The 12,352-nt window shown below is 68.3% G+C and carries 14 protein-coding genes and 1 pseudogene; 12 read left to right on the forward strand and 3 right to left on the reverse strand.

Annotation, left to right across the window (positions count from 1 at the left end):
* Nucleotides 1-456, reverse strand: a 456-nt coding sequence (locus ACFTZB_RS35475; protein ID WP_378439013.1) for a histidine phosphatase family protein, incomplete at its 3' end; no start/stop codon positions are given.
* Nucleotides 457-575: 119 nt separating this feature from the next.
* On the opposite strand from ACFTZB_RS35475, the gene ACFTZB_RS35480 reads away from it, so the two are divergent.
* The 8 genes from ACFTZB_RS35480 (at nt 576) to ACFTZB_RS35515 (ending at nt 8,520) form a co-directional block, all read left to right on the forward strand.
* On the forward strand, nt 576-1,577 hold the full coding sequence (locus tag ACFTZB_RS35480; protein ID WP_378439015.1) for a LysR family transcriptional regulator: 1,002 nt from the start codon (nt 576-578) through the stop codon (nt 1,575-1,577).
* Between the two features lie 185 nt (nt 1,578-1,762).
* Nucleotides 1,763-3,082, forward strand: coding sequence for an MFS transporter (locus tag ACFTZB_RS35485; RefSeq protein WP_378439017.1), 1,320 nt, complete (start codon nt 1,763-1,765; stop codon nt 3,080-3,082).
* Nucleotides 3,079-4,269, forward strand: coding sequence for a CaiB/BaiF CoA transferase family protein (locus tag ACFTZB_RS35490; protein WP_378439019.1), 1,191 nt, complete (start codon nt 3,079-3,081; stop codon nt 4,267-4,269). Before ACFTZB_RS35485 ends, ACFTZB_RS35490 begins: the two co-directional genes overlap by 4 nt.
* A 42-nt stretch (nt 4,270-4,311) precedes the next feature.
* Nucleotides 4,312-5,460: an acyl-CoA dehydrogenase family protein gene (locus ACFTZB_RS35495; RefSeq protein WP_378439021.1), complete on the forward strand. Its 1,149-nt coding sequence runs from the start codon at nt 4,312-4,314 to the stop codon at nt 5,458-5,460.
* A 62-nt stretch (nt 5,461-5,522) separates the two neighbouring features.
* On the forward strand, nt 5,523-6,287 hold the full coding sequence (locus ACFTZB_RS35500) for an SDR family NAD(P)-dependent oxidoreductase (protein ID WP_378439023.1): 765 nt from the start codon (nt 5,523-5,525) through the stop codon (nt 6,285-6,287).
* Entirely contained in the window at nt 6,284-7,063 is a 780-nt protein-coding gene (locus tag ACFTZB_RS35505; RefSeq protein WP_378439025.1) for a crotonase/enoyl-CoA hydratase family protein, read from the forward strand. Before ACFTZB_RS35500 ends, ACFTZB_RS35505 begins: the two co-directional genes overlap by 4 nt.
* Nucleotides 7,064-7,093: 30 nt before the next feature.
* Nucleotides 7,094-8,257, forward strand: a complete 1,164-nt coding sequence (locus ACFTZB_RS35510) for a thiolase family protein (protein ID WP_378439027.1) — start codon at nt 7,094-7,096, stop codon at nt 8,255-8,257.
* 2 nt (nt 8,258-8,259) lie between these two features.
* Nucleotides 8,260-8,520, forward strand: a complete 261-nt coding sequence (locus ACFTZB_RS35515; protein ID WP_378439029.1) for a DUF3263 domain-containing protein — start codon at nt 8,260-8,262, stop codon at nt 8,518-8,520.
* Between the two features lie 21 nt (nt 8,521-8,541).
* On the opposite strand, the gene ACFTZB_RS35520 is transcribed toward ACFTZB_RS35515, so the two are convergent.
* On the reverse strand, nt 8,542-9,153 hold the full coding sequence (locus tag ACFTZB_RS35520) for a TetR/AcrR family transcriptional regulator (protein WP_378439031.1): 612 nt from the start codon (nt 9,151-9,153) through the stop codon (nt 8,542-8,544).
* A 274-nt stretch (nt 9,154-9,427) separates the two neighbouring features.
* On the opposite strand from ACFTZB_RS35520, the pseudogene ACFTZB_RS35525 reads away from it, so the two are divergent.
* The 3 genes and pseudogenes from ACFTZB_RS35525 to ACFTZB_RS35535 all read left to right on the forward strand — a co-directional run.
* A pseudogene (locus ACFTZB_RS35525) lies at nt 9,428-9,522 on the forward strand (cold-shock protein); the annotation flags it as partial.
* Between the two features lie 191 nt (nt 9,523-9,713).
* Nucleotides 9,714-9,863 carry a hypothetical protein gene (locus ACFTZB_RS35530; RefSeq protein ID WP_206009308.1) on the forward strand — a complete coding sequence of 50 codons (150 nt, stop codon included), beginning with the start codon at nt 9,714-9,716 and terminating at the stop codon, nt 9,861-9,863.
* Between the two features lie 88 nt (nt 9,864-9,951).
* On the forward strand, nt 9,952-10,332 hold the full coding sequence (locus ACFTZB_RS35535; protein ID WP_378439034.1) for a hypothetical protein: 381 nt from the start codon (nt 9,952-9,954) through the stop codon (nt 10,330-10,332).
* 193 nt (nt 10,333-10,525) lie between these two features.
* On the opposite strand, the gene ACFTZB_RS35540 is transcribed toward ACFTZB_RS35535, so the two are convergent.
* Entirely contained in the window at nt 10,526-11,476 is a 951-nt protein-coding gene (locus ACFTZB_RS35540; RefSeq protein WP_378439036.1) for a hypothetical protein, read from the reverse strand.
* A gap of 153 nt (nt 11,477-11,629) precedes the next feature.
* Between ACFTZB_RS35540 and ACFTZB_RS35545 the strand changes: the two genes are divergently transcribed.
* Nucleotides 11,630-12,352, forward strand: a 723-nt coding sequence (locus ACFTZB_RS35545) for an acyl-CoA dehydrogenase family protein (protein ID WP_378439038.1), incomplete at its 3' end; no start/stop codon positions are given.

The raw sequence follows: 12,352 nt of genomic DNA on the forward strand, positions 1-12,352 counted from the left end.
GGTCTGCCCGCGTTCGAGTCCTCCGGCGACCCGGTCGAGGGACGCGTCGACCCGGGCCGTGAACGCACCGAACGTCTCGGCGTAGTCGGCGTCGTGGTCACCGGACGACCACCGTGTGGACGCCCGCTCGAGCAGTCGCTGGAAGGCGCGCGAATCCGTCTTCGCCCGCGGATCGTGCTCACCGCTCGCAGCCAGCAGATCGCTCGCGTCGAACTCGTCCCAGCCCGGATCCACGTCAGGGTGCGTCGTGTGCCAGGCGGCGGCCGTGCTTGCCTCCTGAGCCGTCTCTCGTTGGCGTTTCATGTTTCCGGTGACCGTCCGGGCGGGAGCGATGCCGCGACGACTCAGTTCGGTGCCGAGGGCGCGGCTCTGTTCCCGGCCGCGTGGCGACAGGCGGTCGTAGTCGTCGGTGCCGAAGGATGCTTGCCCGTGACGGACCAGAAGGACAACACTCATGCGGCGCACGGTAGTTCACCCGACCACCCGCGGCATACCCTTCTCGGCCGGTCGCCGCACACTGTCGGGAGATCCCTATCGGCCGCCCGCCACGGTGCCGGTACCTCTAGATTCAGAGGATGGACATGCGGCAGATGGAGTACTTCCTCGCTGTAGTCGACTGCGGCGGGGTCACCCGCGCCGCAGCGCAGTTGCGTGTGGCGCAGCCGTCGCTGTCGCAGGCGGTGCGCAAGCTCGAGAAGGACCTGGGCGTCGAGTTGTTCCATCGCGTCGGCCGCGGCCTCGTGCTCTCGCCTGCCGGTGAGGCGCTCGTCGGCCCGGCACGCAGCATCCTGCGGGAGGTGGAATCGGCCGAGAACGCCGTGCGCGACGTCGGGGCGATGCGCGGCGGCCGGATCGACATCGCCTCGCTCTCGGACCTGTCCTCGGATCCGCTGTCGGTGTGGGTCGCCAAGTTCCGCCGGCAGTATCCCGACGTGCGGTTCCACATCGAGGAACGGGACGAGACCACCGATATCGTCTCGCTGGTCCGGTCGGGGGCGTGCGAGCTGGGCATTCTCGCGCTGCCCCTGCCGACCGAGGATCTCGTCGGGGAGGAGCTCATCGATCAGCAGCTCGTCCTGGTGTGTCCGCCCGGCACCGACGCCCGGTGGCCGGACCCGGTGCCGATCGAGGCGTTGACCCGCGTTCCGTTCGTGATGGGCGAAAAAGGCACGGCAACGCGGGATTTCATCGACCGCTCGCTACGGCGGCGCGGCGTCGAACCCGATGTCGCGGTGGAGGTGCGTCAGCGTGGTGCCGTGCTGCCGATCGTGATCGCGGGCGGCGGGGTGTCGATCGTGGCCCTGCGCAGCGGACTCGACGCGATGCTGCGCGGCGGGGTGGTGCGTGAACTCTCGCCGCGGCTCACCCGGCGGATGGGGGTGATCCGCCGTCCCGGCCGGATGACCCAGGCGTCCACGGAGTTCCTGGCCTGCGCCCGCGCGTCGTTCGAGGAGTTCGCCACGTCCATCGCCGCGCTCATGTCCTCGGGTGTTTCCCTCGTGGAGGCCGCGAAGCTGACGCGGGCCGAGTTCGACCGCCGGATTCGCGACGACAACGCGCGCGCCACGAACTCATAGGCAATTGCAGTATTTCTCCTACTTTTCTGGTCTTTGACCCGATCGATACTCGGGACTTCAATGGTGTGTACCTGATCACACCGTTGCGACGGGATCCGGATCGATCGAAGGTCGCATTCGAGATCCGTCCGGACTGGTTCACGCCGTGCAGACACGTCGCGACGGTTCGTTTCCGAAGAGGCCCTATGACTCAAGTATCGACGCCGACCACCGCAGCGTCCCGGCGTACCGGATCGGCGCTGACCCGGCGCGCCTGGATGATTACCGGACTGCTCGTCGTGTTCATGCTCATCAATTTCGCGGACAAGTCCGTCATCGCGTTCGCCGGCGTCCAGATCCAGAAGGATCTGGGCCTGACGCCGCAACAGTTCGGCATGATCCAGAGCAGCTTCTTCTGGCTGTTCGCCGCCGGCGCCCTGTTCTTCGGCTGGCTGTCGTCCAAGGTGAGTATCCGATGGCTGCTGGCCGGACTGATGTTGCTCTGGGTAGCCACCATGGTGCCCCTGACCGGCACCGTGACCTTCGGCGTCCTGGTGGCCTGCCGGCTGATCCTCGGGTTCGCCGAGGGCCCGGCCTTCGCCCTCGCCAACCACGCCGTCCACTCCTGGTTCCCGCCGGAGAAGCGTGCCCTGCCGAGCAGCTTCGTCACCGCCGGATCCTCGCTCGGCGTCCTCATCGCCGCCCCCGTACTGACCTGGATCATCGTCCGCTGGGACTGGCACGCCGCGTTCTATCTCCTGATCACGGTCGGTCTGGTCTGGATGGTCGCCTGGATCGTCCTCGGACGCGGCGCACCCGGCGAGACCGCCGAGCCGGCCCAGGCAACCGAAACCGTCGTCGACACCGTCGACGCCCCGTACCGGACGATCCTGCGCACCGGGACCGTGATCGGGATCGCGCTGTTGATGTTCTGCTCGTACTGGTCCACCACGCTCAAGGTGTCCTGGCTCCCCGTCTACCTGGAAGACGGCCTCGGCTACGACACCCTGACCACCGGACGGTTGGTCATGCTTCCCTACGGACTCGCGGCGGTCGGTGCGATCGCCGCCGGATGGTTCTCGAATCGCCTCGTCTCCCGCGGCGTCTCCCGGAAGGTTGCGCGCGGCTACCTGTCGGCGGGCCTGATCGCAGGCGCCGGCATCACCATGGTCGGGTTCACCATCGTGTCGGCCGGACTGCTGCAGATCCTGCTCGTGTCCCTGGCCTTCTCGCTCAACACCGCGGCGTACGGCGTGGCGTTGACGGCAATCGCGGACGTCGTGCAGTCCCGTAAACGCGGCATGGTCCTCGGAGGTCTCGGCGCGGTGTCGAGTATCTCCGGCATGGTCGCGCCACTCGTTCTCGGTTTCTCGGTCGGGCGGGCGGCCGACAAGGTCTCCGGCTACGGCACCGGCTTCCTGATCAGCGGGATCCTGATGATCGTCGGTAGTGCGATCGCGGTGTTCCTGGTCAATCCCGAACGTGACATCACCCTCATCCGCCGGCGCGCCGAGGAGACCGCATGATCGACAAGCCTCTCGACGGCGTCCGCGTCATCGACTTCGGACAATTCATCGCTGCCCCCGCCGCCACCCAGGTCCTCGTGGACCTCGGCGCCGACGTGATCAAGGTCGAACCGGTGCACGGCGAGTCCGCGCGCGGAATCGGCGCGCACGGTAAAGCCATGGTGGAGAACTACAACCGCGGCAAGCGGGCAATCGCGCTCGACCTCAAGGACCCGCGCGGTCAGGAGATCGCCCGCCGGCTGATCGCCGGCGCCGACATCGTGGTGCAGAATCTGCGCCCCGGGGTAATGGACTCCCTCGGTCTGGGCGCGGACGAGATGCGCACCGCGCATCCGCACCTCGTGTACGCGACGGTGAGCGGGTTCGGCCTGCACGGACCGTCCAGGAATCGTGCCGGACTCGACATCGCCGCGCAGGCGGAGAGCGGCCTGATGTGGGTGACCGGCGAGCACGACGGCGAGCCGCAGAAGGTCGGTGCCCAGATCGTCGACGCCGCCACCGGCTACGTCTGCGCCCAGGCAATCCTCGGCGCGTACATCAGGCGCCTGCGCACCGGCGAGGGCGACACCGTCGAGGTGTCGCTGCTCGAGGTCGCCATTCATCTGCAGACCCCGAACTGGGGCGCCTACCTCGACACCGGCACCGAACCGCGGCGCATGGGCAACGGTCAGCCGACGGTCGCTCCGGCCGCCGACATCATGCCCACCAGCGACGGCAGCGTCGTGGTCTCCGCGTACTCCGAGGTCCACTTCCGACGGCTGTGCCGACTGCTGGGCCGACCGGAACTCGCCGACGACGCCCGGTTCGCCGACAACGAGAGCCGGGTCCGCAACCGCCCCGCCCTGCTCACCGAGTTGCGCGCCGCGTTCGCGACCATGACGAGCGACGAGGCGATGGACGTACTCGCCGCCAACGGTGTCGTCGCCGGGCGGATCAACACCTACCCCGAGGCGATGCGCAGTCCCGACGTCCAGGCCTCCGGGCTCTTCATCGAGGTCAGCCGCCCCGACGGCGTGCCTGCGACCGCTCTCGGCACGCCGTGGCACCTCGAGAGCGTCCCGAAGCTCCCGACCACGGGTGCGCCCGACCTGGGGCAGCACACCGCCGAACTGATCGCCGAACTCGGTTACCCGATCGACGCGCTCGATGCGCTGGCCGCCGACGGCGTCGTCGCGCTCGGCCGCTGAATCCGTTCCCCACCTGTACCGATAAATATCTGAGGAATCTTCATGCAACGCACCATCTTCACCGATGACCACCATGCATTCCGCGACGTGGTCCGACAGTTCATCGCCAAGGAGATCACCCCGAATCTGCCCGATTGGGAGGCCGCCGGTTCCATCCCTCGCGACTTCTACAAGAAGACGGCAGAGATCGGGATCAACGGGCTGCAGGTGCCCGAGCAGTACGGCGGCGGCGGCATCGACAGCTTTCTGTTCAACACCGTCGTCTACGAGGAGATCGGTTACGCCGCAGCCTCTCTCGGAGGCTTCCAGGTGCACTTGAACACGGTGCTCCCATACTTTCTCGAATACGCCGACGAGGAACAGCGCGACCGCTGGTTCCCCGGCTTCGCCGACGGCGGCCTGGTCAGCGCAATCGCGATGACCGAACCCGGCATCGGTTCCGACCTGGCCGGTGTCACCACCACCGCTGTCCGCGACGGCGACGACTACGTCCTCAACGGCAACAAGACGTTCATCACCGGCGGCATCAACGCCGACCTGGTGATCGTGGTGGCGCGCACCTCGAAGGATCCCGACAATCGCCGCAAGGGCCTGTCGCTGCTGGTCGTCGAGGGTGACATGCCCGGCTTCATCCGCGGTCGCAACCTGCACAAGATCGGCATGAAGTCGTCCGACACCGCCGAGTTGACGTTCGACAACGTCCGCGTGCCGGCCCGGAACCTGCTCGGTGAGGAGGGTCAGGCGTTCGGCATGCTCGCCCACAACCTGCCGCAGGAGCGGCTGTCGATCGCGATCACCGGTCTGGCCACCGCGACCGGTGCCGTGAATCTCGCCATCGACTATGCCAAGGAACGCCGCGTCTTCGGCAAGCCGCTGGCCGATTTCCAGAACACCAAATTCGTGCTCGCCGAGTGCGCGACCGAACTGCAGGCCGGGCAGGCGATGGTCGACCAGGCGCTGATCGCGCTGGACGGCGGCACTCTCACCCCCGCCGACGCGGCCAAGGTGAAGCTGTTCTGCACCGAGGTGCAGGCCCGCGTCATCGACAAGTGCCTGCAGGTGCACGGCGGCTACGGCTACATGACCGAGTACCCGATCGCGCGACTGTACGCCGATGCCCGCGTCACCCGCATCTTCGGCGGCACCAGCGAAGTCATGAAGAGTGTCATCTCGAAGTCGATGGGGCTCTAGGCATCTCGCACTCCACACCATTCCGGGCGCCACTGGGGTCCGGCCACATCGAAGGTTCATCCATGCAGATCAAGGACATCAACGCCGTCGTCACGGGCGGCGCCTCCGGACTCGGACTCGCCACCGCCACCCGGCTGGTCGAGTCCGGCGCCACCGTCACCCTGCTCGACCTCCCCGGTTCGCCGGGGGCGGAGCAGGCCGAGGCGCTCGGGCCGGCAGCGCGGTTCGTGCCGGCCGACGTCACCGACGCTGACGCGGTGGCCGCTGCCTTTGCCGCCGCTGCCGAGCGCGGCCCGGTGCGGGCCGTCGTGCACTGCGCAGGCCGCGGACGGCCGATGCGCGTGCTCACCAAGGACCGCAAGGCCGCCGACCTCGAGCCCTTCGAGTCGGTGATCCGGCTCAACGTGATCGGGACGTTCAACGTGCTGCGGTTCGCGGCCGAGACGATGGCCGCGAACGAGTTGCGGGGCGGCGACCGCGGCGTGTGTGTCCTGACCGCGTCTGTCGCCGCCTACGAGGGCCAGATCGGGCAGATCAACTATGCGACGTCCAAGGCGGGCATCGTGGGGATGACGCTGCCCGCCGCCCGCGACCTCGCCGGCGTCGGGATCCGGGTGTGCACCATCGCGCCCGGCGTGTTCGCGACGCCCTTGTTACTCAATGCACGCGACGACATCCGGGACGCGCTGGCGGCCTCGGTTCCGCATCCTCAGCGGCTCGGCGAGCCGTCCGAGTTCGCCGCGCTGGCCGAGCACATCATCGAGAACGGCATGCTCAACGGCGAGACGATCCGCCTCGACGGTGCGATCCGGATGGCACCGCGGTGATCGCGGAGCCGCCCGCACCGGTTTTGCTGACGGAACGGGTCGGGTCGGTACTGGTCATCACGCTGAACCGGCCGCAGGCCCGCAACGCGGTGAACCGTGCGGTCGCGGAGGCCGTCGCCGAGGCGGTCCGACTGCTCGACTCCGATCCGCAGCTGAGGGTTGGTGTGCTCACTGGATCGGGTGGATACTTCTGTGCAGGAATGGATCTCAAGGCCTTCCTACGGGGTGAGAGCCCACGCATCGAGGGCCGCGGATTCGCCGGCCTGGTGGAGGCGCCGCCTGCCAAACCCCTGATCGCCGCCGTCGACGGCCCCGCGCTCGCAGGCGGTTTCGAGATCGTCCTGGCGGCGGACCTCGTCGTCGCCGCGCCGAGCGCCACGTTCGGCCTGCCCGAGGTCCGCCGCGGCCTGGTCGCCGCCGCGGGCGGATTGACCCGGCTGCCCGCGCGGCTGCCGCGAGGCGTGGCGCTGGAGATGGTGCTCACCGGCAAGACCGTGACCGCCGCGCAACTGCACCCGCTGGGGCTGGTCAACCGGCTGGCCCCCGAGGGCGAGGTGTTGGCGGCGGCACTCGAACTCGCCGACGAGATCGCCGGCAACGGGCCGCTCGCAGTCCGGGCCAGCAAGCGGGTCATCGACGAGTCCCCCGGCTGGCCGCACGCGGAGATGTTCGAGCGGACCCGGCAGATCGTGATGCCGGTTTTCGACTCGAACGACGCCCGCGAGGGCGCCGCCGCCTTCACCGAACGCCGCGCCCCGGTTTGGACCGCGACGTGATCACCCAGAACGAGAGAACAGGAACACACCATGCGTGATGCAGTCATCGTCGAGGCCGTACGGAGCCCCATCGGCCGCCGCAAGGGCGGCCTCGCCGAGGTCCACCCCGTCGACCTGTCCGGGGCCGTGCTGACCGCGCTGCTCGACCGGGCCGGGGTCGACGCCGCGTCGGTCGACGACGTCGTGTGGGGATGCGTCGGACAGGTCGGTGAGCAGGCCGGCAACATTGCACGCAACGCGGTGCTGGCCGCCGGATGGCCCGAGTCGGTTCCCGGCACCACGATCGAGCGGCAGTGCGGATCGAGCCAGCAGGCACTGCATTTCGCCGCGGCGGGAGTGATCGCGGGCCAGTACGACATCGTCGTCGCGGGTGGTGTCGAGTCGATGACCCGCATCCCGATGGGATCGGCGCGGCGCGTCGGCCTCGGTGACCCGAACAGCGACGCGATTCGGCGACGCTACGACGGCATCGAGTTCAACCAGGGCCGCGGCGCCGAGATCCTCGCCGACCGGTACGAACTGAGCCGCGGCTGGCTCGACGAGTACAGCCTGCGGTCACACCAGCGGGCCGCCGCGGCGGTCGACGAAGGCCGATTCGCCGGCGAGATCGTGCCGGTGACCCTGCCGGACGGAACGAAACTCGACGCCGACGAGGGGATCCGCCGAGCCACGACCCTCGAGAAGCTCGCCCAGTTGGAGCCGGCGTTCGGCGAGGACGGCCGCATCACCGCGGGCAACGCCTCACAGATCTCCGACGGCGCCGCAGCACTGCTGGTGATGTCCGGCGACCGGGCCCGCGACCTCGGACTGACTCCGCTGGCACGGGTACACACCGCCACCGTCGTCGGCGACGACCCGGTCGCAATGCTGGCCGGACCCGTCCCCGCCACCGCTCGGGTGCTCGAACGCGCAGGCCTGGCCCTCGACGACATCGGAGCCTTCGAGGTCAACGAGGCCTTCGCCAGCGTCGTCGGCGCCTGGCTGCGGGCGACCGGGGCACCGGAGGAACGGGTCAACGCGCTCGGCGGAGCGATCGCCCTCGGGCATCCGCTCGGCGGATCCGGGGCCCGGCTCGCCACCACTCTCGTGCATCACCTGCGCGCCGAGGGCGTCCGCTACGGACTGCAGACGATGTGCGAAGGCGGCGGCATGGCCAATGCCACCATCTTCGAAAACCTCGCCGTCACGGTCTGACCGTGGCGAGCGGGTTGGAGAGGGCGGACGCAGCCATCCTCGAGTTCGCGTGCCGGTGGCTGCCCTACGGTGGTCCACCTCCCGACGAGATCTGGATCGGGTTCGGTATGACGACACCCCGATTCGACCGGAGACTGTCGAAGATCCTGGAGAGTGTCGCCGCACGAGAAGTGCCCGCCGAAGTCCGAGCGCGGTTGCGCGACCAACTGTCCGAGCGGGCACGACGGTGGGCGAATCGATCGAGGCCCACCGTCTCGTTGTAGGGGGCACCCGCGACGTCTCGCTCAGGCGCGGCGCAACCCGTCGAACGTCAGCTCGACGACGGCATCGGCGAGGTCGGAGACCGTCCCGCCCGTGCGGGGGCGGTACCACTCGATCAGCGAGTTGACCGTGCCGAACACGAGCCGGCTGGTGAGGGCGGGATCGATTCCGGGCCGCAGGTCGCCCTCTTCCGCCGCCGCGACCACGAGGTCGCTGACGAACGCGTCGAACTCGCGGCGGCGGGCGAGCGCGCGCCGTTCCACCGCGGTGTTGCCCCGGACGCGCAGCAGGAGCGTGACGTACGGCAGTTCGGCGGCGAGGACCTCGACACTGCGGCGGACGAGGTACTCGAGGCGGTCGATGTACCGGCCGCTCGTCGCCTTCTCCTCGGTGGTGACCGCGAAGAGAGCGTTGAGCGCGCGCGACAGCGCCAGTTCGAGGAGCTCCGACTTCCCGGACACGTGGTGATAGATCGACGACTTCGTGATTCCCAGGCGCTGGGCCAGCACCTCCATGCTGGTGCCGTCGTAGCCCTTGTCGTTGAACACCTTGACCGCCACAGCGAGCAGCGAGTCGAGGTCGTAGCCGGGCCGTCCGGGCGAACCGGTCTTCCGTGCGGGGCGTGCCGTAGTCATGCGCGCAATCCTTCCAGGTGCAGAACTCCACCGCATCGGTGCGCCGTCGTCCACAGGAGCCGACCGAAGGTTCGGTTCAGATGAGAATACCGTGACCGGCCCGGCGGTGGTGAACCGTGGGGTCTCGAGGCGCTTCGCCAAATCTCGTCGGCGGTGGCCACTCGGTGGCCGGTAGGCGGATGGCGGGATCATCGGTATCGAAATCGGGAATTCGATGTGAGTGCCCGGCTCGAGGTTGCAGGGAGTATCGGCATGGCGCAGGGCATTGTGACGTGGCAATGGATCCAAGTCGCTCGACGAGAATCAGCGGGTGGAGTTCGAGGTGGGCAGGGGCAGAAGGGCCCGCAGGCGACGAATGTGCGGCCTGTCCAACTAGTCAGCGGGCCCGCCCATCCGGTGGGTGCGGTCCTCATTCGATAGCGAATGCGGATCCGCTCGAGGCATCGCGCCGCCGAGTGGGTCGGCCCAATCGGCGAGCCTGAGAATTCGACGTCCGTAACAGACCGGTCGGTATAAACGATCAAGGTGTCAGGTTATACCGACAATAGGGAGAGGGAACGATGGGTTCGTCTGAGGTCTTCACTGATTTGGTTGCCTGGGGTGCCGAGGGTTTTCTGAACGGAAATCCGGTTCAGTCGGCAGTGGGTGCGGTGCTGTTCCTGGGCCTGGGGCTCTGGGACCTCGTCACCGGTGCACCGATCGTCATCTGAACCGGGCCAGGCCTGCGGTACCTGCCAGAGGATGTGCATCCGGGCCTGGCCGCTCGACGCCAGACATATTGCTACTGAAAGGATCTCGATGAGAGGCGCAACTATCGCTGCGGCACGCATCACGACCGCCGCCGTATCGGGGCTGGCCTTCGCAGCGATCATCGGCTCGGGCACCGCCCAGGCGGCGCCCCAGGACTGCGTCATCCAGCGGGATGCCTTCAGCGCGACGGCGACCTGCCATGACACCGATGCGCCCCCTGGCAGGGAGTACGCGCTGATCGTCGACTGTTGGGGCCTCCACGGCATCCCCAACGCCTTTCCGTTCTATGCGATCGGGCCATTCAGCCAGTCCAGTCGCTCATTCGCGACGACCGGTCAGGCCACTGGTTCTTGTAGCACGAATTGGGGTGCCCCTTCCTTGGATGCGGGCGTTGTCACCGACGCCCACGTGGAGATCTACCGCCAGTAGCAGGTGCCAGGGACGCGACCGCGTGTCCGTCGATGCGCGGAAACAATATTCGAGGAACCTTCGTCGTCGTCGGCTGGCAGGCCGTGCGGCGGGTGCCGGGGAGGTAGCGCGATCAAGTCGTGTCGTTCCTCGCCGGTCCGGCGCGGTGGGTGAACGGAGCAGATTCTCCCCGTGAACGGCGGCGTCACCCGGCTCATCGGCCCAGGGCCTGGGTGCGGCCTTCCTTCCGGGCCTTCGCGAGGCCGCGGCGGGCCATGAATCCGTTGGCCAGGAGCATGATCGTCTTGTTCGGCGGCGCAGTGAATCCGCCCTGCGTGTGCGGTGCGTACACCGCCTCGGTGCCGGTGACCTCGAGCCATCCGGTGTTCTGACGCGACTCGAGGCCGACGAGCTGGGGCCGGTACGCGTGGGCGAGCAGGCCGGCGCGGCGGCCGCCCTGCGGCACCCCGGCAGGGACCCTCATACGCACGCCCTCGCTGCTCGCCGAGTTCACGTCGACCGGCACGACGGTCGGATAGCCGTCCGCCTCTCGGTAGGCGAGCAGCACGTGCGGCAGCTTCCGGGCGCGCTGACCGATCTTCACCGCATCCACCCGTGGCCCGGTGCCCTTCTTCGGCGGCGCTTGTGGCGCCGCGTCGGCGTCGGGGAGCGGTGCGCCGTAGACCTCGGGCTCGCCGGTCGTGCGCAGGTCGGGCCAGGCGGTCACCCGCGTCACCGCGACCGTCACCAGCACCCGGTCGGTGTAGTACGCGCTGAGCCAGCGGTCCCAGAATCGGCCACGCCGCGGCGCGCCCACATAGGGGGCCGAGCGCTCGCCGAGGGCGTCGAGGACGTCCCGGTCGGGGCTGGGATCGAACGTCGCGTCGCCCTGCACGAGCACGTAGCGCCGGTTGGTGCCGTCGCCGATTCCGTGCTCACGCGCGTGGAAGGCGAGCGCCACCCGCGGTTCCGCCTTGATGCGCTCGAGCTTGCGGCCGAAGCCCAGCGAGGTGGTGAATCCGACGGTGCCCCGCTCGCGGTCACGCAACCCGAAGGGTGCAACCGCGGCCACCACAGCTCCTCCCGCGGGCGTGACGTACGCGAACCCGCTGGTGAGGTCGTCGCGGATGACCTCGTCGACGTCGTCCGACCAGGTGACCGGCATGTCTCGAGCCTACCCAGGCGACGCGGCACCGGGCCAGCACTTCGTGCCCGCCGAGGGTTGACGCCCTCACCAAAATGAATAATGCTTCATTTGTTGTGAGCACTCGCTCATATCCAATGATCGTGCATTCACCACGGCATCGAGGAGCATTCCATGGACCTGACACTGACCGAGGAGCAGAAGGAATTCCGGCAGCTGGCCCGCGACTTCCTGAACAAGGAGGTCGTCCCGCACCGCGCCGAGTGGGACCGTGCCGAATCGGTGGACACCGCGATCGTCGGGAAACTCGCCGACATCGGCTTCTTCGGAATGACCATTCCCGAGGAATACGGCGGGCTGGGCGGCGACTACGTCACGTACTGCCTCGGCATGGAGGAACTCGGCCGGGCGGACTCCGCGGTCCGGGGCATCGTGTCGGTATCGATGGGGCTGGTGGGGAAGGTGATCCTCTCGCACGGCACCGAGGAGCAGAAGCGCGATTGGCTGCCCCGCATCGCGTCCGGTGAGGCGCTCGCCTGTTTCGGTCTCACCGAGCCCGACAACGGGTCGGACCCCGGAAATCTGAAGACCAAGGCGGTGCGCAGCGGCGACGAGTACGTCATCAACGGTTCCAAGATCTTCATCACCAACGGCACGTGGGCCAAGGTGTGCCTGGTGTTCGCACGCACCGGAGGTCCGGGGCCCAAGGGTGTTTCGGCCTTCTTGGTCCCGACGGACACCCCCGGCTTCGAATCCCGCGAGATCCACGGCAAGCTCGGACTCCGCGGGCAGGCGACCGCCGAATTGGCGTTCACCGACGTGCGCGTGCCGGCGAGTTGCCTCCTCGGATCGGAGGGGCAGGGCTTCTCCATCGCGATGCACTCGCTGGACAAGGGG

It is taken from the genome of Rhodococcus sp. NPDC057014 (genome assembly GCF_042673295.1).
Taxonomy (GTDB): Bacteria; Actinomycetota; Actinomycetes; order Mycobacteriales; family Mycobacteriaceae; genus Rhodococcus_F.

Coding starts and splice junctions, on each gene's coding strand:
- ACFTZB_RS35495 (WP_378439021.1), top strand. CDS start 4,312: ATGCAACGCACCATCTTCACCGATGACCACCATGCATTCCGCGACGTG.
- ACFTZB_RS35485 (WP_378439017.1), top strand. CDS start 1,763: ATGACTCAAGTATCGACGCCGACCACCGCAGCGTCCCGGCGTACCGGA.
- ACFTZB_RS35480 (WP_378439015.1), top strand. CDS start 576: ATGGACATGCGGCAGATGGAGTACTTCCTCGCTGTAGTCGACTGCGGC.
- ACFTZB_RS35520 (WP_378439031.1), bottom strand. CDS start 9,153: ATGACTACGGCACGCCCCGCACGGAAGACCGGTTCGCCCGGACGGCCC.
- ACFTZB_RS35535 (WP_378439034.1), top strand. CDS start 9,952: ATGAGAGGCGCAACTATCGCTGCGGCACGCATCACGACCGCCGCCGTA.
- ACFTZB_RS35540 (WP_378439036.1), bottom strand. CDS start 11,476: ATGCCGGTCACCTGGTCGGACGACGTCGACGAGGTCATCCGCGACGAC.
- ACFTZB_RS35530 (WP_206009308.1), top strand. CDS start 9,714: ATGGGTTCGTCTGAGGTCTTCACTGATTTGGTTGCCTGGGGTGCCGAG.
- ACFTZB_RS35510 (WP_378439027.1), top strand. CDS start 7,094: ATGCGTGATGCAGTCATCGTCGAGGCCGTACGGAGCCCCATCGGCCGC.
- ACFTZB_RS35500 (WP_378439023.1), top strand. CDS start 5,523: ATGCAGATCAAGGACATCAACGCCGTCGTCACGGGCGGCGCCTCCGGA.
- ACFTZB_RS35490 (WP_378439019.1), top strand. CDS start 3,079: ATGATCGACAAGCCTCTCGACGGCGTCCGCGTCATCGACTTCGGACAA.